At 69.1% G+C, this 19,211-nt stretch carries 21 protein-coding genes and 1 tRNA gene; 11 read left to right on the top strand and 11 right to left on the bottom strand.

Features of this window, described 5'->3' with window-relative positions; translation table 11 throughout:
- Positions 1-17 precede the first annotated feature (17 nt).
- Positions 18-374, top strand: a complete 357-nt coding sequence (locus IEY88_RS21680) for a hypothetical protein (RefSeq protein ID WP_189156580.1) — start codon at positions 18-20, stop codon at positions 372-374.
- Here IEY88_RS21680 and IEY88_RS21675 read toward each other — a convergent pair.
- The 4 genes from IEY88_RS21675 to IEY88_RS21660 are packed head-to-tail and all read right to left on the bottom strand — an operon-like array spanning position 361 to position 4,643.
- Positions 361-717 carry a septal ring lytic transglycosylase RlpA family protein gene (locus IEY88_RS21675; protein WP_189156579.1) on the bottom strand — a complete coding sequence of 119 codons (357 nt, stop codon included), beginning with the start codon at positions 715-717 and terminating at the stop codon, positions 361-363. The genes IEY88_RS21680 and IEY88_RS21675 overlap by 14 nt on opposite strands.
- Before the next feature lie 45 nt (positions 718-762).
- Positions 763-1,155 carry a contact-dependent growth inhibition system immunity protein gene (locus IEY88_RS21670; RefSeq protein WP_189156578.1) on the bottom strand — a complete coding sequence of 131 codons (393 nt, stop codon included), beginning with the start codon at positions 1,153-1,155 and terminating at the stop codon, positions 763-765.
- 29 nt (positions 1,156-1,184) lie between these two features.
- Positions 1,185-1,814 (bottom strand): hypothetical protein, encoded by a 630-nt coding sequence (locus IEY88_RS21665; RefSeq protein ID WP_189156577.1) that lies wholly within the window; start codon positions 1,812-1,814, stop codon positions 1,185-1,187.
- 39 nt (positions 1,815-1,853) lie between these two features.
- Positions 1,854-4,643 carry an AfsR/SARP family transcriptional regulator gene (locus tag IEY88_RS21660; RefSeq protein ID WP_189156576.1) on the bottom strand — a complete coding sequence of 930 codons (2,790 nt, stop codon included), beginning with the start codon at positions 4,641-4,643 and terminating at the stop codon, positions 1,854-1,856.
- Between the two features lie 311 nt (positions 4,644-4,954).
- On the opposite strand from IEY88_RS21660, the gene IEY88_RS21655 reads away from it, so the two are divergent.
- Positions 4,955-5,746, top strand: coding sequence for a cytochrome P450 (locus IEY88_RS21655; protein WP_189156575.1), 792 nt, complete (start codon positions 4,955-4,957; stop codon positions 5,744-5,746).
- On the opposite strand, the gene IEY88_RS21650 is transcribed toward IEY88_RS21655, so the two are convergent.
- Positions 5,721-6,149 (bottom strand): OsmC family protein, encoded by a 429-nt coding sequence (locus IEY88_RS21650; RefSeq protein WP_030480288.1) that lies wholly within the window; start codon positions 6,147-6,149, stop codon positions 5,721-5,723. The two genes, IEY88_RS21655 and IEY88_RS21650, sit on opposite strands and share 26 nt — an antisense overlap.
- A 108-nt stretch (positions 6,150-6,257) precedes the next feature.
- Here IEY88_RS21650 and IEY88_RS21645 point away from each other — a divergent pair, with 108 nt between their 5' ends.
- Positions 6,258-7,163 (top strand): S66 peptidase family protein, encoded by a 906-nt coding sequence (locus tag IEY88_RS21645; RefSeq protein ID WP_229693613.1) that lies wholly within the window; start codon positions 6,258-6,260, stop codon positions 7,161-7,163.
- A 45-nt stretch (positions 7,164-7,208) separates the two neighbouring features.
- On the opposite strand, the gene IEY88_RS21640 is transcribed toward IEY88_RS21645, so the two are convergent.
- Together IEY88_RS21640 and IEY88_RS21635 are read right to left on the bottom strand one after the other, a co-directional pair.
- Positions 7,209-7,281: transfer RNA gene (locus tag IEY88_RS21640), tRNA-Gly, on the bottom strand.
- Positions 7,282-7,313: 32 nt separating this feature from the next.
- Positions 7,314-7,712, bottom strand: a complete 399-nt coding sequence (locus IEY88_RS21635; RefSeq protein WP_189156574.1) for a DUF7674 family protein — start codon at positions 7,710-7,712, stop codon at positions 7,314-7,316.
- A 159-nt stretch (positions 7,713-7,871) separates the two neighbouring features.
- On the opposite strand from IEY88_RS21635, the gene IEY88_RS21630 reads away from it, so the two are divergent.
- From IEY88_RS21630 to IEY88_RS21620, 3 genes are all read left to right on the top strand, one after another.
- On the top strand, positions 7,872-9,185 hold the full coding sequence (locus tag IEY88_RS21630; RefSeq protein WP_229693612.1) for a sigma-70 family RNA polymerase sigma factor: 1,314 nt from the start codon (positions 7,872-7,874) through the stop codon (positions 9,183-9,185).
- 94 nt (positions 9,186-9,279) lie between these two features.
- Positions 9,280-9,717: a DUF983 domain-containing protein gene (locus tag IEY88_RS21625; RefSeq protein WP_189156573.1), complete on the top strand. Its 438-nt coding sequence runs from the start codon at positions 9,280-9,282 to the stop codon at positions 9,715-9,717.
- A 15-nt stretch (positions 9,718-9,732) separates the two neighbouring features.
- On the top strand, positions 9,733-10,599 hold the full coding sequence (locus IEY88_RS21620; RefSeq protein WP_189156572.1) for an Fpg/Nei family DNA glycosylase: 867 nt from the start codon (positions 9,733-9,735) through the stop codon (positions 10,597-10,599).
- On the opposite strand, the gene IEY88_RS21615 is transcribed toward IEY88_RS21620, so the two are convergent.
- The 3 genes from IEY88_RS21615 to IEY88_RS21605 are packed head-to-tail and all read right to left on the bottom strand — an operon-like array spanning position 10,592 to position 13,270.
- The gene (locus IEY88_RS21615) at positions 10,592-11,170 is read right to left on the bottom strand and encodes a LutC/YkgG family protein (protein ID WP_189156571.1); all 579 of its coding nucleotides are present in this window, start codon (positions 11,168-11,170) and stop codon (positions 10,592-10,594) included. The two genes, IEY88_RS21620 and IEY88_RS21615, sit on opposite strands and share 8 nt — an antisense overlap.
- Positions 11,163-12,581: a LutB/LldF family L-lactate oxidation iron-sulfur protein gene (locus tag IEY88_RS21610; RefSeq protein ID WP_189156570.1), complete on the bottom strand. Its 1,419-nt coding sequence runs from the start codon at positions 12,579-12,581 to the stop codon at positions 11,163-11,165. The genes IEY88_RS21615 and IEY88_RS21610 overlap by 8 nt, the downstream gene beginning before the upstream one ends.
- Entirely contained in the window at positions 12,563-13,270 is a 708-nt protein-coding gene (locus tag IEY88_RS21605; protein WP_189156681.1) for a (Fe-S)-binding protein, read from the bottom strand. The genes IEY88_RS21610 and IEY88_RS21605 overlap by 19 nt, the downstream gene beginning before the upstream one ends.
- Positions 13,271-13,381: 111 nt before the next feature.
- Between IEY88_RS21605 and IEY88_RS21600 the strand changes: the two genes are divergently transcribed.
- The gene (locus IEY88_RS21600; protein WP_189156569.1) at positions 13,382-14,644 is read left to right on the top strand and encodes a sensor histidine kinase; all 1,263 of its coding nucleotides are present in this window, start codon (positions 13,382-13,384) and stop codon (positions 14,642-14,644) included.
- 219 nt (positions 14,645-14,863) lie between these two features.
- Here IEY88_RS21600 and IEY88_RS21595 read toward each other — a convergent pair whose 3' ends face one another.
- The gene (locus IEY88_RS21595) at positions 14,864-15,031 is read right to left on the bottom strand and encodes a hypothetical protein (protein WP_166048541.1); all 168 of its coding nucleotides are present in this window, start codon (positions 15,029-15,031) and stop codon (positions 14,864-14,866) included.
- A 98-nt stretch (positions 15,032-15,129) separates the two neighbouring features.
- Between IEY88_RS21595 and IEY88_RS21590 the strand changes: the two genes are divergently transcribed.
- The 4 genes from IEY88_RS21590 (at position 15,130) to IEY88_RS21575 (ending at position 19,146) form a co-directional block, all read left to right on the top strand.
- Positions 15,130-15,990, top strand: coding sequence for a S49 family peptidase (locus IEY88_RS21590; protein ID WP_189156568.1), 861 nt, complete (start codon positions 15,130-15,132; stop codon positions 15,988-15,990).
- A gap of 72 nt (positions 15,991-16,062) precedes the next feature.
- Complete coding sequence (locus IEY88_RS21585) at positions 16,063-16,920, top strand: LytR/AlgR family response regulator transcription factor (RefSeq protein ID WP_189156567.1); 858 nt, start codon at positions 16,063-16,065, stop codon at positions 16,918-16,920.
- A complete protein-coding gene (locus IEY88_RS21580) occupies positions 16,917-17,345 on the top strand; it encodes a hypothetical protein (protein ID WP_189156566.1) in 429 nt (142 codons plus the stop codon). The genes IEY88_RS21585 and IEY88_RS21580 overlap by 4 nt, the downstream gene beginning before the upstream one ends.
- A 1-nt stretch (position 17,346) precedes the next feature.
- Positions 17,347-19,146 (top strand): sodium/solute symporter, encoded by a 1,800-nt coding sequence (locus IEY88_RS21575; RefSeq protein WP_189156565.1) that lies wholly within the window; start codon positions 17,347-17,349, stop codon positions 19,144-19,146.
- Positions 19,147-19,211: the final 65 nt, after the last annotated feature.

The following is a 19,211-nucleotide window of genomic DNA, read 5'->3' as shown; positions in this document are numbered from 1 at the left end:
CGGCACTGGTGGCCGGAGTGGTGGTCGTCGTCGAAGTCGAAGTCGTCGTGGTGGTGGTCGTGGACGACGCTGCGGACGATGAGCTGACAGACACGGTCTGTGACGGAGTCTCGGACTCCGTGGGGATCAACGAAGGCGTGTTGACGAGGGAGACGCGGGCCGGTTTGTCGCTGCCCGGCTCGGTCGGATCGCTCGCCATGAGCGATCCGACATACGTCCCGAGCACGCACAACGCCGCGACGACCACGCCGAGGACCGCTCCGGTCGCCAGTCGCGCAGGCCCACTCATCGCAGCGAACACCCGGATTGACTATCTCGTTCACTCGATTGGGTCAAGCAAAGCAGTCTTTTTCTACTCGTTCACACCTTTGTGACGGTGACGCCCACTACGCCCTGTGACAGGGGTGCGATTGCCTTGAAGGCCTTGGGGGTCAGGTCGACGCAGCGGCCGGTGATGAACGGGCCGCGGTCGTTGATCCGCACGGTCACGGTCTTGCCGTTGGACCTGTTCTTCACCTTCACGCGCGTGCCGAACGGCAGGGTCTTGTGCGCGGCCGTCAGCTTGTTCGGGTCGAAGCGCTCGCCGCTGGCCGTGGTGCCGCCGCCCGAGTAGTAGGAAGCCTTGCAGGTCTCGGCGGAGGCCACCGGGGAGAAGAGGACAGCGGAGACGGCGAGAGAGGCCAGCGTGAGGCCGGCCGCCGCGAGGGTCTTCGTCATGGTGCAAGCAACTCACCCGCCGGCAAAGGGACGCCTAACATGCGCCTAACCGGGGAACTGCTCGGCTGCGGACACGAGCAGTTGCCAGTCGCCGTCCGGCAGGGTGCGCAGGCGGTCCAGCAGAGCGGACATTCTCGACAGCAACGCTGGGTGATCGGCCCAGAACGAGTGATCTACTCTCAGTAGAGCTGCGAGCAGGTCTCCGGGGTACAGGGCGACCGAGCGCAGCGGATCGTTCTCGACCTGTTCCAGCGCCAGCAGCGCGGTCACGTCCAGGCCCACCTGGTGCGTCACGAGCAGGTGCAGCGACGTCGGCGTGAGCTGGCCGACCGGTAGGTCGCGCAGTGCGCACAGGTCCCGGTAGAGCTGGGTCGACGACGAGTCTGGGCTGCCCCAGTCGTCCTCGCTGAGGTGTGCCAGCGTTCTGTCCCGGTCCACGCCACACATAGTCCCCGCAAAGGGAGTCGCTAGCGGGCCGACTGAGGCAACGGTTCGGCATTGGGCGACTGCCAGCCGACGCGGACGAGCACCTCGCCCTCGTGCAGCAGCGGTTGCGACGCCAGGCCCCACACGGTCGACGCCAGCAGCACGGCGCTCACGGCCTCGCCCATGCTCAGCCAGTCGTGCCCGAGCATCCGCAGCAGCACGCCGCTGCGTCGCGCCACGAGCTCCAGTTCGCAGTTCTCGGCGCGGGCCGCGTGCAGCAGCCACGTCAGCGCCGAGTCCGGCACCTCGTCGGACAGGCAGGGGCGGGGATCGGACCTGCGCAACGAGATCGCCGCCGCGGAGGCCACCTCGCACGAGAACGGGTCGAGCTCCCAGCGCGGGTGCACCGACGCGACCTGGCCGTCCGGCTGCGGGGTCCGCAGCACGTGGCAGTCCCAGCCCATCGCCGACAGCGCGACCCGCACGTGGTGCAGCACGGCACCACACGCGAGCAACGCCACCTGGTCCGCACGTGCCGACACCAGCTCGAGGCACTCGTTGCCGTTCCGCCATCGCCACGGCGGAACGATGTCGAACGACGGTGCCCTGGCGGCGAGTTTCAGCACTTCCTCGACGGTTCCCGCGTCGGGTGTGCGCACGCTGGTCCTCATCCCGCCAGCTTGTCCGCGTCCGGCTGCGCGGAACCTGCGTCACGACTGCGCGGCCGCCACCACTGAGGTCACGGTCATCGCCGAACCGCGCGCGAAGTGCTCGTCGTAGGCCTCCGCACCCAAGGCCTGCCGGCACAACGCCACGCATTGGTCGTGCGAGGCCGCGAAGTTCGCCGATCCGAAGAGCGGCAGCCCGACCGACTGCCACACCCGGTCCGCACCGCCGAGCAGCATCGCGGCGTGCGACGCGGACCCGGTGACCACCGAGATCAACGCCAGCAGCTCGACCGACACCGCGATGCCCAGCAGGTCGTGGAACTTCTCCTTGATGCGCAACGACGACGTCGCCAGCTCGCGCGCCTCGGCGATGTCACCACGGCCCATCGCCACGAAAGCCAGGACGTACAACGCGAACGCGCGCGCCCACAGCTCACCGTTCTCCTCGCACACAGCGCGCGCCTTGGTGCAGATCTCCGCCGCACGGTCGAGTTCGCCGCCGAACGCCACGGTGATCGCCAACGCCACACGCGCCATCACGACGTTGCTGTCCATGTGCCCGAGCTCCGCGTGGCGACGGTCTGCCTCGGCCAGCAGCATTGCGCCCAGCGGCAGGTCGTCGTCGAACACCGCCGCCGCGCCCTGCACGTAGGTCGCGTAGACGTCGGCGTCCTCGTCGTCCAGCACCGAGGCTTCGGCGCGGCACGACTCCAGCAGCGCCGGCACCGCGGAGGTGTTGCCCTGCAACGTCGCCAGGTATCCGGTGACCCACAACGCCTTGCAGCGCGCCCGCGACGGCTCGGTCTCCAGCGACAACGCCCAGTTCAGCCAGTGCCGTCCCTCGGCGAACCGCCCGCAACCGACCCAGTAGAACCACAGCGTCGCCGCCAGCCGCAGCCCCGAGTCGGCCTCACCCGGCGTCGTCAGCGAGTGCTCCAGCGCCGCCCGCAGGTTGCCGCGTTCGGCCGCCATCGCCCCCACGGTCGCGATCTGCCGTGGCGTGAACCAGGCCCGTTCTCCTTGCAGCGCAATGCCTGCGTACCAGTCACGATGGCGCGTCTTGAGCCGTGGCTCCTCATCGCTCGCACGCAACCGTGTCTGCCCGAACTGCCGCATGGTCTCCAGCAACCGATAGCGCGCCACGCCCGCATGTTCTTCGCGCTGCAGCACGGACTTGTCGACCAGGCCGTCGACCGCGTCGAACATGTAGTCCGCCGTCAGCGCGTCGTCGGAGCACACCGCCTCGGCCGCGGCCAGGTCGAAGCTGCCCGCGAAGACCGATGCCCGCGCCCACAGCAGCTGTTCGCGCGGCGAGCAGAGGTCGAAGCTCCACTCCATCGTCGCGAGCAGGGTCTGGTGCTGCGGCAACGCGGTCCGCCCGCCGTCGGTCAGCACCCGGAACCGGTCGTCCAGCCGTTCCAGCAGCTGCGCCGGCGTCAGCGCGCGCACCCGCAACGCCGCCATCTCGATCGCCAGCGGGATGCCGTCCAACCGCCGGCACAGGTCCGTGACGGCCTGCTCGTTCGCGGCCGTGATGACGAACGAGCCGGGAATCGCCGCATCGGCGCATTGGGCGAACAACGTCGCCGCCGGATACGGCACGGACAACGGCGCCACGGCCATCACCTGCTCGCCGTAGACCCGTAGCGCGCGCCGGGACGTGGCGATGACACGGAGGTTCGGCGCCACCCGCAGCAACGTGTCCACCAAGACCGCGCAGTGGTCCACGACGTGCTCGCAGTTGTCCAAGACGAGCAGCGCGTCCTTCTGAGCCAGGAACTCCGTGAGCACGCTGAGCTGCCCTCGCCCGGTCTGGTCGACCACACCCAGCGCCTCGGCGACGGTGTGCGGCACGAGGGCCCGGTCGCGCAACGCCGCCAGCTCCACCAGCCACACGCCGTCCGGCGGCTGCTCGCTGCGCGCCACGTGCACCGCGAGCCGCGTCTTGCCCACGCCGCCGACACCGATCAGCGTGACCAGCCGGTGCCGCCTGATCAGGTCCGCGACGTGCTCGGTCTCCGGGCGGTCCACGAAGCTCGACCTGTCGGCCGGCAGGTTGCCGCGCACCGGGACCGGCGGGCGTTCGGGCAGGTCGAGGCGGGGATCGGCGGTCAGCACCGCTCGTTCGACGTCGCGCAGCCGGGTGCCGGGCTCGATGCCGAGCTCGCCGACCAGGACGCCGCGCGCCCGCTGGAACGCGGCCAGCGACTCGGCCTGCCGCCCGCACCGGTACAGCGCGATCATCAGCTGCTCCCACAGCCGCTCGCGGAACGGGTGCTGCTCGACCAGCGCGTTGACCAGCGGCGCCACCGCGGCGTGCTCACCGAGCGCGAGCGAGCACTCCATCAGCTCCTCGGTCGCGTCCATCCGCAGGTCGGTGAGCCGCGCGGACTCCTGCCTGGTCCACTCGCCCGGACGGCAGTCCGCGAGCGGATCGCCCGTCCACAACGACAGGGCTTCGCGCAGCATCTTGGCGGACGCCAACGGCTCGTCGCTGTGCCGTGCTGCTGCGACAAGCGCCTCGAACCGTGCGGCGTCCACGGTGTCCGCGGGCGCGTTGAGCACGTAGCCCGGCTCACGGGTGGTGATCAACTCGCCCAGCCCGGCGTCGCGGATCTGCCCCCGCAGGCGCGCGAGCAGGCTGTGCAGGGTCTTCGTGGCGCTCGCCGGTGCCTCGTCCGACCAGAGCGCGTCCACGAGCGCACTCCTCGGCACCGTCTCTCCCGGATTCAACGCCAGCCGTGCGACGAGAGTCCGCTGTCCTGCGCTGCTGAGCTGAACTGCTCCGTTCGGACCGGTGAGTTCGAGCGGTCCGAGCAGCCGGATGATCACGTTGTTCGTCCTGTCGTCAGCCCCGACAAAGGCCGTAACCGCGCCAAGATATCGCAATGGAATTCGACCCGAGAATCAACGCCCAGCGGGTGACCGCATACGCCGAACTGCGTGCCGTGCTGGCTGATCCGGTGACGTTCTCCTCCCGGAACATGACAGGTCCGCAGGTCGCGGCCGTGGCGGCGTTGATGCCGCCGGAGCAGCGGCGATTGCTCGAATTGATGTCCTCGCTCAACGCGGCGGACGGCGCAAGACATGCTCGAATTCGTGCGGCGGCGAATCAGAAATTCACTCAAACGGCCGTGCGCCACATGGCTGACTCAATTCGGGAACGCGCGAGGACCCTGCTCGACGAACTGCCGGAAGAGGCCGACTTCGTCAGCGAGTTCGCCGCCCCGTTCGCCTTGGGGGTCGTCGGGGACGTGCTCGGCGTGCCCGAAGCGGACTTCCCGCTGTTCCGCGAGTTCGTGGCACCGGTGCTGGAACTGACCAGCGGCGAGGAGGTCAGCGAGCGCGCGCTCGGCTCGTACTTCGCCGGGATGAACGAGTTCTGCGCCTACTTCGGGCGCTCGGACGCGTTCCGCGGCGGGCAGCTCTCCGAACAGGAACGGCTCTCGCTGTGCCTCGCGGTCGTCGTCGCGGGTACTGACTCGACGACCAACATGCTGGCGAGCACGCTGCTGCGGCTGAACGCGGAGGAACGCCGGCTGGGCGGTGTGGTCGAGGAGGTGGTGCGGCTCGACGCGCCGTTCGTCGGGTTCTTCCGGACGGCGACGTGCCCGGTGACCACGGGCGGGGTGGAGATCGAGGAGGGCGAGCACCTGTTCCTCGACTACGCGGCGGGCAACCGCGACCCGAAGGTGTTCACCGAGGACTTCGACCCCGGCAGGCCGTCCGTGCCGGCACATCTCGGCTTCGGCCACGGCCCGCACTACTGCCTGGGCGCCCACCTCGCGCGGCTGCAGGGCCGGATCGTCGCCGAAGAGCTGCTCGACCGCTCGTCCGAGGTGGCCGAGCAGCCCGGCGACGTGCGCTACCGCAGGCACCTGATCAGTCACGGGCCCGCGGAGCTGCGGTTCAGACCAGGGCAGCGTCGAGGGTGATGTTCTCGACGGCCGCGAGCGCCTTGGAGACCGGGCAGTTCGCCTTGGCGCCCTCGGCCGCCGTGACGAAGTCCTCCTGGGACAGGCCCGGCACGTTGGCGCGGACGGTCAGGTGGATGCCGGTGATGCCGACGCCCGCCTGGAAGCTCACCTCGGCCTTGGTGTCGATCGAGGTGGGCGGCGTGCCCGCGCCGGTCAGGCCGTGCGAGAGCGCCATCGAGTAGCAGGCCGAGTGCGCAGCGGCGATGAGCTCCTCGGGGCTGGTCTTGCCGCCCGCCTCCTCGGCGCGCGCCTTCCAGTCGATGTCGAAGCTGCCGCTGTTGGAGGTGGCGAGGCTGACGTTTCCCTTGCCCTCGACGAGGGAGCCTTCCCAGTGAGCGTTTGCCGTCTGCTTGATGGCCATGATCTCCAGGTCCTTAGGTCGAAGCGAGCTGTCTGGGACCACCTTTTCACGCGCGGGCCCGGAGATCACCCCGAGAACCGCTCGACTCCGCCTGCGAGAGTCTGCCGTGTGAACGTTGTGCTGCCTCCGCGTGTCGTTGCCGGAGATCGGGTCCGGCTCGTGTCACCGGCGAGCTACCCGAGTGAGGAGGAGCTCGCCGAGTCCGTGCGGACGCTCGAGAGCTGGGGATTGGTCGTCGAGGTCGGCGAGCACGCGTTGGACCGCCACGGCTACATGGCGGGTCACGACCAAGACCGGCTGGCCGATCTCAACGCCGCCTACCGCGATCCCGGAGTGCGAGCGATCTTCGCCACGCGAGGCGGCGCGGGCGCGTACCGCATCGCCCACGACGTCGACTTCGCCGCGGTGCGGGCCGACCCCAAGCCGTTGATCGGGATCAGCGACATCACCACCCTGCACCTCGCGCTGTGGCGACACTGCCGGGTCGCCGGGGTCCACGGTTTCCTGGGCGGCGCCCGCTCCGAGGCCTCGACGCGGTCGTTGCTGATGGAGACCGAGCCCGCCGTGCTGCACCGGGACCCCGCGGTGCTCACGGCGGCCGTCCGCGTGGGAGGGGTGGCCACGGGGAACGTCGTCGGCGGCCACCTAGGCACGCTCGCCTGGTCGGTGGGCACCGGACTGCTCGACCTGGACGGCACGATCCTGTTCCTGGAGGCGCCGCGGGCGGTCGGGCTGGGTCACGTCGACCGGCAGCTGACGCAACTCATCCGATCGGGATCGTTGCGAGGACTGCGCGGGATCGCTCTCGGCCGGTTCCCGGGCTTCGAGGACTACACCGACCGCGACTGGACCGTTCTCGACGTGCTGCGCGACCGGCTGGAGCCGCTGGACGTGCCGGTGCTCGGCGGCCTCGACGCCGGCCACGGGGACGAACCGCTGTCGCTCGCGCTCGGACCGATCGCCGAGTTGGACGCGGACGCGGGCACGCTCACCGTCGATTCGGCAGTGCGCTGAAAAGAAAGAAGTCCGGCACCCTGGGGGTACCGGACTTCTTTCGAGAGCGGATGACGAGACTCGAACTCGCGACCCTCACCTTGGCAAGGTGATGCGCTACCAACTGCGCTACATCCGCACTGCCTGACGGGGAGAACTATACAACAGCCCTTAAACGGCGTCTTTCGAGGGGGGTTCCAAACCGGCCAGCAGTTGATCTACCTCGTCCAACTGCTCCTTCGGCCAGCGCCACTCCCACAGCGCCCGCACCTTCGGCAGCACGTCGACCGGCAGCCACGCGGCCACCTCCTCGCGGAGGTCCCAGTCGTCGAACACGTGCTCGTAGAAGCTGATCAGTGCCGCGTTCTCCAGGAACTGCTCCGGCTGGTGGAAGCACCAGTGCGCGAAGCCGTACGCGCGCCGCAGCACGTCGTCGTCCTGCTCCCGGTGCGCTTCCTGGGTCAGCTGGTACAGCTCGGAGAAGAAGACGTGGCAGGACCACTCCTCGGTCTCGGCGACAGCCCGAAGTTCCGGCAGGAGGGCCGAAGCGCGTTCTCGCCAGTCCACCACGTGCGTGACGATAGTCGCTCGATCTTGTTCGGCCGACCGTCCGACGCCCACCTGTGACCGTCCTGTCACCGATCACGTTGCGCTGAACAGCCCACTACTAACGGATGGTCTTGTGTATCGACCTGTTCTCATCGAGGAGCAGTTCTGGCCCCTTGTGGCATGTTGAAGCCTGTGATGGTCGACGAGAACGAGGTCGACCGGGACCTGCTCGCCAGAGTGCGCGAGGGAGACGACTCGGCCTACGGCGAACTGTTCTCCCGGCATGCGGACGCGATCCGCCGTTTTTCTCTCAGGCACGTCCGGGAGGCGGCCGAGGCCGACGACCTCACCGCTGAATCGTTCTTCCGCATGCTGCAGGCGATCCGCCGCGGCAGCGGGCCCACCGACCACGTCCGCACCTACCTGCTCACCGTCGCCCGCCGGGTGGCGTGGGAGTGGAGCGGGCGGCGGCGGGACGTGCCGGTGGAGGACGAGGAGCTGGGGCGTCGTGTCGAGCCGGTGAGCGACAACGCCAACAGCAGGGCCGAGCACAACCTCATCACCAGGGCTTTCTCCAGCCTGCCGGAACGCTGGCGGGTCGTGCTGTGGCGCGTCGAGGTGGAGGGCGAACGCCCCGCCACGGTGGCACCGCACTTCGGACTCTCGCCGAACGCCATGTCGGCGTTGGCCCGCCGTGCGCGCGAAGGGCTGCGTGCGGCGTACCTGCAGGCCCACCTCGCGGCCGACGACGGGCGTTCGTCGTGCGCGGCGATCCGGTCCAAGCTCGGCACCTACACCGCGGGCGGGGTCCAGGGCGTCGAGGAACGGCGGATCCGCGCGCACCTCGACGCCTGTTCGGCCTGCACGCAGCTCTACACCGAGCTGAACGAGGTCTGCGCGACGCTGCGTGCCAGCGCGGCGTACCTGGTCGTGCCCGCGCTGGGGCTCGCGTTCGCCGGGAAGGTGCTGTTCACCAAGGCGAAGCTGGCGGTCGCGGCGGCGAGCGTGGCGACGGTCGGGCTCTTCGGGACGATGGCGGCCGTGTTCAACGGCGCGCCGGGCGTGGCCGTGCTGCAGCCGGACCAGAACCCGGTGATCGCCATGACCACGTCCGGGTCGGCGAGCTCCGAGCACAGCCAGGAGCTCGTGGTGGCGCCCCCTCCCGAGCAGCAGCGGGTCAAGCCGCAGGAGAACGTGGCCAACCCCGTCGGCAAGCGCCAGGAGACCGTGCGCAGGACCTCCTCGTCCGTGCCGGTGCCGACCAGCGAGCAGCGCCAGGACCCGCCGGCGGTCGAGCGGGCCGAGACGGTCGTGGAGTCGTCGGAGCGGTCCGAGGTCGTCAGCACGTCGCAGACCGCGATGCGTGACATGAGGTCGCTCAACGCGTCGTCGTCGCCGTCCGACCCGCCGTCGCCGTCCTCCGAACCGTGCTCGTCACCGCGGACCACGGTCACGACGATCACGCTTTACCCGAAACCGGTCCTCGAAGACTGACGGTGACGATCAAGCTCGGCCGAGTTCACCCACAAGGCTCTGCCCGCTCCAGGTACGGTTTGTCCAAGACCGACCGAACGTGGGAGACGGGTACATGACGCGGCTGGTGCGCGGTGCTGACGGCCGGATGTGGACTGTCCACAGCCGCATCGAGTGGCGCAATCCCGCGGAGTCCGACGACTTCGAGCACGACGTCAGCGGCGGCGTCCTGCCCGGCATCATGATGGCGGGCATGCTCGTCGTGATGGTGGTCGTGCTGATCGCCTGGACGCCGGCGCAGGTCGTCGTGCCCGCGTGGCTGATCCTCGCGCTGATCTTCCTCTTCGCGTTCTTCCCCGTGCGCTGGGCGCTGCGCCGCCCGCACACGCTGGTCGCGGAGAGCAAGGCCACGGCCGACGAGCTGCCGCCCGAGCGCTGGATCGGGTCCGTTCGCGGCCCGATGGCCGTGCGCCAGGAGGCCTCCAGGGTCGCCCGCACGATCGAGATGCACTCGCTGCCGGACGTCGAAGGTCCGTTGCAACCCGTCGACTGATGCGACACTGGACCTGTGCCCGAGCTACCCGAGGTAGAAGCACTGGTCCACCACCTGCGTGAGAACGCGGTGGGTCGTGTGGTGCACCGCGTCGACGTCGCCTCGCTGCAGGTGCTCAAGACGTTCGACCCGCCGTACACAGCGCTGCACGGCCAGGAGGTCGTGGCCGCGCACCGGCACGGCAAACACCTCGACCTGGAGGTCGCCGACGGCCTGCACCTGGTCGTCCACCTCGCCCGGGCCGGCTGGCTGCGCTGGGCCGACACCATGTCCGCGCCCCCGCCCAAGCAGGGCCGCGGGCCGCTCGCGTTGCGCGTCCACCTCGGGCCGCCCGGTCAGGGGCCCGGGTTCGACCTGACGGAAGCGGGCACGAAGAAGGGCCTCGCGGCGTGGGTCGTGCGCGACCCGAAGAGCATCGCGAGCGTCGCCCGGCTCGGCCCCGACGCGTTGGGGATCACCCGCACGCAGCTGGAAGACCTGTTCGACAAGCGGACCGAGCGGCTGAAGACGTCGCTCACGGACCAGAGCCTGATCGCGGGCATCGGCAACGCGTACTCCGACGAGATCATGCACATGGCGCGGCTCTCGCCGTACGCGACGACGGGCAAGTTGAACGACGAGCAGCTCGACCACCTGCACGAGGCGATGCTCACCACGCTCACCGATGCCGTCGCACGGTCCGTGGGGCAGGACGCCGCACGGTTGAAGGGTGAGAAGCGGTCGGGTCTGCGGGTGCACGCGCGCACCGGGCTGCCGTGCCCGGTCTGCGGTGACACGGTTCGTGAGGTGTCGTTCGCGGACAAGGCGTTCCAGTACTGCCCGACGTGCCAGACCGGCGGCAAGCCGCTGGCCGACCGCCGGATGTCCCGGCTGCTCAAGTGACGATCAGGACCTCCAGGGTGCGCGGGCCGTGGACGCCCTCCACCCGGTCGAGCTCGATGTCGCTCGTCGCGGACGGCCCGCTGATGAAAGTCAGCGGGCGCGTGGGTTCCAGGCGCCCCAACGCTTCCGGCACCGATCCCGCGATCTGGTCCGCCCGGACCACGCACAGGTGGTAGTCGGGCAGCAGGGTGAGTGCGCGACGGCCCTGGGCCTCGCCGCCGTCCAGCACGATCGTGCCGGTGTCGGCGATCGCGACCGCGCACCCGGTCAGCACGCCGTCGGCCTGGTCCAGTTCCGCGATGGTCAGCGGTTCGTGCAGCCACGTGACGCCGTCGATCAACCACTCGGCCGGGACGTCCTGGGGCGCGACGATCCTCTTGCCCCGCAGGCGTTCGAGCGCCTGGGGCACGTCGGTGACGACGTGCACGATCGCGCGGTAGTCGGCGACCCGTTCGGCGAACAGGTCGATGCCGCCCGGGCCCTCCTGGAGGTAGCCGCGGACGACCGGGGCGGCCGCGGGCACCCGCGCGTTGCGGATGCGCTGGAGGATCTCTTCTCGTGCGCTAGCCACGGTTCTTCCTCCACCAGGTGCGGAACGACTCGGCCGGCGGTGCGGGCACGTCGCGGGAGGACGTCCACTTCGAGCCCGGCCAGGGCAGTGACGTGATCTTGCCGTCGCGCGCCAGGAACCGCGCCAGGGAACCGGCCTTCTGCGCCTTCTCGTAGCGCGAGGCCTCCCTGAACATCCACGCGGCGGCCGCCATCGCGATCGACTCCGCCGTGCGTCCCTTGGCCTCCACGGCCTCGGCGCGCAGGTGCGTGAGGACGGACGGGATGTCGATCCGCACCGGGCAGACCTCGAAGCACGCGCCGCAAAGCGAGGAGGCGTAAGGAAGTGAGGCCGCCTGTGGGTCGCGCATGTCGCCGACCAGCTGCGGCGTCAGGATCGCGCCGATCGGGCCGGGGTAGACCGAACCGTACGACTTGCCGCCGGTGCGTTCGTAGACCGGGCAGACGTTCAGGCACGCCGAGCACCGGATGCACCGGAGTGCTTGGCGCCCAACGGAATCCTCGAGCGTCGAGGTGCGCCCGTTGTCGATCAGCACGAGGTGGAACCTCTGCGGGCCGTCGCCGGGCGTCACGCCGGTCCAGACGCTCGTGTACGGGTTCATCCGCTCCGCCGTGGACGAGCGGGGGAGCAGCTGCAGGAACACCTCGAGGTCCTGCCACGACGGCACGAGCTTCTCGATGCCCATCACGGTGATCAGGGTGTCCGGCAACGTCAGGCACATCCGTCCGTTGCCCTCGGACTCCAGCACCACGATCGACCCGGTGTCGGCGACGGCGAAGTTCGCCCCCGAGATCGCGACCTTGGTGGTCAGGAACTTCTCGCGCAGGTACACCCGCGCCGCCTCCGCGAGGTCCGCCGGCTCGTCGGAGACCTCGATCCCCATGCGGCGCTGGAAGATCTCGCGGATCTCCGAGCGGTTGCGGTGGATCGCGGGCACCAGGATGTGCGACGGCCGGTCGTCGCCGAGCTGCACGATCAGCTCGGCGAGGTCGGTCTCGACCGCGTGCACACCACCGGCTTCGAGGGCCTCGTTGAGCCCGATCTCGGCCGTGGCCATGGACTTGACCTTGACGACCTCGTCCGCGCCCTCGTCCCGGCAGAGGCCGAGCACGATCCGGTTCGCCTCCTCGGCGTCCCGCGCCCAGTGCACGACGCCGCCTCGGGCCGTGACCGACTCCTCCAGCTGCACGAGCAGGGTGTCGAGGCGCGCCAGCACGTCGTCCTTGATCTGCTCGCCGGCGACCCTGAGCATCTCCCAGTCGGTCATCTCGGCGACCGCGGCCTCCCGGCGTCCCCGGATGGTCCCGGTGGCCCTGCGCAGGTTCTGCCGCAGCTGGGTGTCCTGCAGGGCCTCCCTGGCGGCCTTCGGGAACGTCGGGCTGCCCAGCCACGTCACCGGGTTGCGAGCCACGGGTCCTCCTCCGTCGAAGCCAGGATCTCGGCCAGGTGCACCGGCCGCACGCCCGTGCGCAGCCGCGAGAGCCCACCTCCGATGTGCATGAGGCAGGAGTTGTCACCGGCGGACAGCACCTCGGCGCCGGTGTCCAGCACGCACCGCATCTTGTCCGCGAGCATCGCCGTGGACGTCTCGGCGTTCTTGATCGCGAACGTGCCGCCGAAGCCGCAGCACTGCGTCGAGTCGGGCAGCTCCACCAGATCGAGTGCCTTCACGGCCCTGAGCAGCGCCAACGGCTTGTCGCCGACCCCCAGCATGCGCAACGAGTGACACGTGGGGTGGTAGGTGACCCGGTGGGGGAACCACGCGCCGACGTCGGTCACTCCGAGCACGTCGACGAGGAACTCCGCGAGCTCGAACGTGCGCGGCGGGGCCTCACCGAGGGTGGGATGGACCTCGCGGACCATGCCGGCGCATGACCCGGATGGCGCAACCACGTAGTCGTAGCTCCCGAAGACCTCGGTGTACTTGCGCGCCAGAGGCTTCGAATGCTCCCGGTAGCCGGTGTTGAAGTGCATCTGGCCGCAGCACGTCTGGTCGAGCGGGAACTCGACCGAACAGTCGAGCCGCTCCAGCAGTCGCACCACGGCCCGGGCCGTCTCCGGGAAGAACGTGTCGGTCAGGCAGGTCGCGAACAGTGCCACTTTCACGCGCACACCCTCTCCCCAAATTCATCGGATGTCTACCCGGACCGGTGGACCGTACGGGGGTACGCCGGGCGCGCCTCTTGCTATAGGGGTGCCCCACAGCACAGCATGTGCACCGTGGGCGACCTGTTGACCGAGCGCGCTGTGCTCGGCGTCATCGCGACCCTGGCCGTTCTGGGCCTCTTCGTGATGCTGTGCCGCGCTCGACGAGTCAGCACCTCCGTCGAGGATGCTGTGATGGACATGCTCGACCGGATGTCCAGGGCGTCGAGCGACCTCCGCGCGGGTCTGACCGAGGAGGCCGCGAACAAGGCCACCCCCCACCTGCGCGAGATGCTGCGGTGCGTCGCGGTCGCCATCACCGACGAGGAGGGCACCGTTCTCTCGTGGGACGGCGGCGCGAACGACCACTACGAGTACCTCCGCGACACGGTCGCCCGTGCCATCAACAACTGCCACAAGGAACACGTCGACCACCGCAAGCTCGGCTGCGAACTGCAGGGCCCGTGCTCACTGCACAGCGTCGTCGTGGTCCCGCTGGTCGTCGAGGGAGACGTCGCCGGCACGTTGATCGTGGTCAGCGGCGTGGCGTCGAAGCGCCAGATCCGCATGGCCGAGGAGACCGCCCGCTTCGTCTCGACCCAGCTGGAGCTGGAAGTCGTCCAGAAGCAGCGCCAGGCCCTCGCCCAGGCCGAGGTGAAGGCCCTGCGGGCCCAGATCTCACCGCACTTCGTCTACAACGCGCTGAACACGATCTCCTCTCTCATCCGCACTGACCCGTCGCACGCCCGTGAGCTGCTGCAGGAGTTCGCGGAGTTCACGCGCTACTCGTTCCGCACCGACGGCTTGTTCACGACCCTCGCCGATGAACTGACCAACATCCATCGGTACCTGACCATCGAACAGGCGCGGTACGGCTCGCGCCTGAACGTCCGGCTGCGCATCGCCCCCGAGGTCCTGCAGGTCGTCCTGCCGTTCCTCGTCCTGCAGCCCCTGGTCGAGAACGCGGTGCGGCACGGCCTCGCCAAGAAGCCCGGCGGCGGCATGCTCACCATCACCGCCGAGGACAACGGCAACGAGGCCCTGATCAGCGTCGAGGACGACGGCGTGGGCATGGACCCCGAGCGGCTCGACGACATCAAGGACGCCCACCAGACGGGCGCGCACGTCGGCATCGGCAACATCAACGACCGCATGAGGACCGTGTTCGGCGTCGAGTACGCACTGGTCGTCGAGACGGCACCCAACGCCGGCACCAAGGTGATCCTCAACGTGCCGAAGTTCGCCCGCAACGTGCTGCCGAACCTGAACATCGGCTCGCAGATGAGCGACGAGCCGATGACGAACGAGCAGCCGGCGATCCGCGCCTGAACTTTCTGAAAGTTGCAGTGGCAATCATGCTCAACTCCGGCGTGCTCGCTGCCGATTGTGGTGTTGACCAATGAACAGCCGGTCGTTGACCAACCAGGGGCCGGCCGCGAGCAAAGGCCACATCCAGTGCACCAATCACCAGCACCCGAACGCGTCCGCGTCTGCATCAAGTGCACCGCGAAGGGGTTCAACAGCTGCAAGTGCTGACAGGCACGCAGGTCAGCGTGCTGCAACCGCCAGAGTCGTGATCAGCACGACGGCGCACACGCTCCAGCTCACCCACATCCAGTAGATGTGCATGGGCGTCGGCCCGGCGGCGTTCTGCCTGCCCCGGTCGTCCCACCACTCGACATACCGTTCGAGCCAGCGGATCGGGTTGAACGTCACAGCCCGAACCTAGCACCTCTGTGTTCCAGGTCACGCGGGAGCAACCGACCACCATCGAGGCTCCCGCGTGTCCGCGAAACGCACGTACTGTCGAGTACATGAGCGTCACGGACAAGATCGCGGCACGCCTCCCGAGGGTCATGGACCGGGGTGAGCGTCCTCCGGTGGTCGCGGCGGTGCGGTTGCACGGGGTCATCACCCCGCAGTCCTCGCCCGTCGCGCGCAACACGATCAACCTCCAGAACCTCGAGTCGGCGATCAACCGCGCGTTCGACAACGAGCGCCTGATCGCCGTGGCTCTGCTCATCAACTCTCCCGGCGGTGCGCCCACGCAGAGCGCTCTCATCGCCGAGCGCATCCGGGAGCTCGCCACCAAGAAGCACGTGCCGGTGCTCGCGTTCTGCGAGGACGTGGCGGCGTCCGGCGGCTACTGGCTGGCGTGCGCGGCCGACGAGATCTACGCGCACGGCACGAGCCTCGTCGGTTCCATCGGTGTCGTGAGCGCCGGGTTCGGGCTCAACGGGCTGCTGGACAAGGCGGGCGTCGAGCGCCGCGTCTACACCGCCGGCGAGAACAAGGTGCGGCTCGACCCGTTCCAGGCGGAGAAGCCCGAGGACGTCGAGTGGCTCAAGGGGCTGCACGCCGATCTGCACGAGCAGTTCAAGGCGTGGGTCACCGAACGCCGCGGTGCCAAGCTCAAGACCGAGGAAGACCTCTTCAGCGGGGAGATCTGGACCGGCAGCAAGGCCCAGCAGCTCGGCCTGGTCGACGGCATCGGGACGATCCGGAGCGTCATCGCCAAGCGCTTCCCGGACGCCGAGCTCACGATCGCGGAGCCGCGCAAGCCCTTGCTGGCCAAGCTCGGGCTGACCGGCGCGTCCACCCGATCGGGCGATCTCGTGACGCAGGTGCTCGCCAGTGTCGAGGAACGTGCTCGCTGGTCCCGATTCGGGCTCTGAGCATCAGTTCGGTTTCACAGGGCGTGTCGCCGCCTACCCCGGCGTAGACATGACCGCACATTGGTGGGCAAGATGCCCGACACAGTGAGTACCCATGACAACACCGGTCTCCTCGTCCTCGCAGTCGATGACGAGGCCCCTGGGCTGAGCGAGATCAAGTTCCTGCTCGAGAGCAGTCCCCACATCAGGCGCGTCCTCACGGCCTTCGACGCCGCCGAGGCCCTGCGCATCCTGAGGGGTGACTACGAGCAGGAGGTCATGGCGCGGACCAAGGCCGGCCTGCCGCCGGTCGACGCGGTGTTCGCGGACATCAACATGCCTGGACTGTCCGGAATGGACCTCGCACGGGTGCTCAGTGCGTTCCGGTACCCGCCCGCGCTCGTCTTCGTGACGGGTGTCGAGGAACGCGACGCGCTCGTCACGGCGTTCGACGTCGGCGCGCTCGACTTCATCAACAAGCCGATCAACGAGGAGCGCGTCCTCAAGGCGATCTCGCGGGTCGCCGACCGGGTCGGACGCACGGCGGCGCCGACGGCCCAGACGGGCCCGGCCGCGCAGAACCCCGCCGAACCGACCGACGACGAGGTCATCCCCGTCGAGCTCGGCGGCACGATCAAGCTCGTGCCGCGCGCGACCGTGCGGTACGTCGAGGCGCAGGGCGACTACGCCCGCCTCCACACGCAGGACGGCAGCCACCTCGTCCGCATCCCGCTCGCGCAGCTCGAGGAGCGGTGGGCGAACGCGGGCTTCGTGCGCATCCACCGCTCGTACCTGGTGGCGTTGCCGCTGGTCAGCGAGTTGCGCATGACGGCGAACGGATACGCGGTCGTCATCGGCACCGGTGAGGGTGCCAAGGAGCTCCCGGTCAGCCGCCGGCACACCAAGGAGCTCAAGGAACGGATCGTGCGACCGCCGAAGAGCGGCTGGTGAGCAGGCACGACGCGGGGAAACCCGAACAGCCCGCCCGGGAGGCCTGGCTCGGTGAGCAGGGCAGCAGGCCGCGCCGCCGCAGGGTCGTGCTCGCGGACTCCACGAAGAAGAGCGGCAAGGCGTTACGAACGATCATCGAGCTGGAGGAGCAGACCAGCGTCGGTGAGAAGCTGGTCCGCGACCTCATCCGGCAGCAGCTCAAGTCCGCGTTCGGGCTCGCGTTCGCGGTGCTGATCGGCATGTGCCTGTTGCCGATCACCTTCTACCTGGTCCCGTCGATCGGGGATCTGGAGATCCTCGGCATCCCCGTCCCGTGGCTCGTGCTCGGTCTCGCCCCCTTCCCGATCCTCTACGGCGTCGGGTGGGTCTTCCGCAGGCAGGCCGAACGGCACGAACGCGACTTCGTGAACATGGTCGACCGCTGACGTGAACGCTGACATCTGGAGCCTCAGCGCGATCGCCGTCGTTGCGGCGGTGACGTTCCTGCTCGGCTACGTCGGGTCGCGCAAGGCGAACACCACCCCGGACTTCCTGGTGGCGCGCCGCGCGATCCCCGCGACCCGCAACGCCGCCGCGATCTCCGGCGAGTACCTGTCCGCGGCGTCGTTCCTCGGCGTCGCAGGGCTCGTGCTCAAGGACGGCGTCGACGCGCTCTGGTACCCGATCGGCTTCACGGCCGGCTACCTCGCGCTGCTGCTGTTCGTCGCCGCGCCCCTGCGGCGATCAGGCGCCTACACGCTGCCCGACTTCGCCGAGGCCCGGCTCGGATCGGCGAACGTGCGGCACTTCAGCACGTTCTTCGTGGTGTGCATCGGCGTGCTCTACCTGGTGCCGCAGCTGCAGTCCGCAGGCCTGACGCTGACCACGATCACCGGCCTGCCCGCGTGGTTCGGCGGCCTGGTCGTGACGGTCATCGTCGTGGTCAACGTGCTCGGCGGCGGCATGCGCGCGATCACGCTCGTGCAGGCGTTCCAGTACTGGGGCAAGCTCTTCGCGATCGCCGCTCCCACGTTCGTGCTGTTCGTGGTGTTCCTGGCCTCCCCGGACCGCGGCACGCAGCCGATCAGCGACGACGGCGTGGTCAAGTTCCCCAAGGCCGAGACGGTCACCATCGCCGAGCAGGTCGTGAAGGTGCGCGTCGACGAGCCGCTGACGTTGAAGGTGCGCGGCCAGATCGACGGCAGGGACGCGAACGGGGCGGTGTTCTGGGGCCGCGGCCTCTACGAGCTGAGCCCCGGGACGACGCTGGAGTTCACCGCGGGCAGCCCGGTGCCGGTCATCGAGGGCTCGCCGACCAGCAACTTCGACTGGACGCGACCGCAGACCGGTGGCATCTCCGAGCTGATCAGGACGTACTCGCTGATCTTCGCGACGTTCCTCGGCACGATGGGACTGCCGCACGTCCTGGTCCGCTTCTACACCAACCCCGACGGCAAGGCGGCCCGTCGCACCGCGCTGCACGTGCTCTACCTGCTGGGCCTGTTCTACATCTTCCCGACGGTGCTGGGCGTGCTGTCGCGGCTCTTCCTGCCGCAGTTGCTGGTGAACGGCAAGACCGACGCGGCGGTGCTGATGCTGCCCGAGACGATGCTGCCGAACCTAGGTGGCCAGATCGTCGGCGCGATCGTCGCGGCGGGTGCTTTCGCGGCGTTCCTGTCGACCTCCTCCGGCCTCGTGGTGTCGGTCGCCGGAGTCGTCTCGACGGACATCCTGCCGGGCAAGGTTCGTGACTTCCGGTGGGCGACCGTGTTCACGGGAGCCGTCGCGATCGGTCTCGCGCTGCTGCTTCCGCGCTCGGACGCGTCACTGACCGTGGCGATGTCGTTCGCGTTGGCGGCCTCCACGTTCTGCCCGCTTCTCGTCCTCGGCATCTGGTGGAGGGGACTCACCTGGGTAGGTGCCGTCTGCGGCCTCGTGGTCGGTGGCGGCATGGTCATCGCCGCGCAGGTCGTCAGCGTCGTCAGCTCCTACACCGGCCGCTGGGCGCCCGCGTTCATCACGCAACCTGCGCTGATCACGGTCCCGGTCGCGTTCATCGTCATGATCGTGGTCAGCAAGGCGACCCGCAGACGGGTGCCCGCGGACGTCAGCCAGATCCTGCTGAGGCTGCACGCGCCGGACCCGCTGGGCTTCATCCAGGACCGGTCCATCGCCCGCTTCGGGACCGCCGAGGAGAAGGCCCGGCTGGCGGAGGAGAAGCGCAGGGGAGCTGGGCGAACACGGTAAGTAGCCACCGTTTCAAATGGGTGAAAATTGGTCACTCGAATCGGTGAACGGTGAACTAGGTCACG

Source organism: Lentzea pudingi (assembly GCF_014646255.1).
GTDB lineage: Bacteria > Actinomycetota > Actinomycetes > Mycobacteriales > Pseudonocardiaceae > Lentzea > Lentzea pudingi.
Note: the sequence above shows the minus strand (reverse complement) of the source record. Positions and strands in the feature narration are given on the sequence as shown.

What these genes read in the sequence shown, in the direction of transcription:
- IEY88_RS21675 (WP_189156579.1), bottom strand. Translation starts at nt 717, where the DNA reads ATGACGAAGACCCTCGCGGCGGCCGGCCTCACGCTGGCCTCTCTCGCC.
- IEY88_RS21655 (WP_189156575.1), top strand. Translation starts at nt 4,955, where the DNA reads ATGGCTGACTCAATTCGGGAACGCGCGAGGACCCTGCTCGACGAACTG.
- IEY88_RS21650 (WP_030480288.1), bottom strand. Translation starts at nt 6,149, where the DNA reads ATGGCCATCAAGCAGACGGCAAACGCTCACTGGGAAGGCTCCCTCGTC.
- IEY88_RS21590 (WP_189156568.1), top strand. Translation starts at nt 15,130, where the DNA reads ATGAGCGTCACGGACAAGATCGCGGCACGCCTCCCGAGGGTCATGGAC.
- IEY88_RS21630 (WP_229693612.1), top strand. Translation starts at nt 7,872, where the DNA reads ATGTTGAAGCCTGTGATGGTCGACGAGAACGAGGTCGACCGGGACCTG.
- IEY88_RS21600 (WP_189156569.1), top strand. Translation starts at nt 13,382, where the DNA reads ATGTGCACCGTGGGCGACCTGTTGACCGAGCGCGCTGTGCTCGGCGTC.
- IEY88_RS21665 (WP_189156577.1), bottom strand. Translation starts at nt 1,814, where the DNA reads ATGAGGACCAGCGTGCGCACACCCGACGCGGGAACCGTCGAGGAAGTG.
- IEY88_RS21585 (WP_189156567.1), top strand. Translation starts at nt 16,063, where the DNA reads ATGCCCGACACAGTGAGTACCCATGACAACACCGGTCTCCTCGTCCTC.
- IEY88_RS21625 (WP_189156573.1), top strand. Translation starts at nt 9,280, where the DNA reads ATGACGCGGCTGGTGCGCGGTGCTGACGGCCGGATGTGGACTGTCCAC.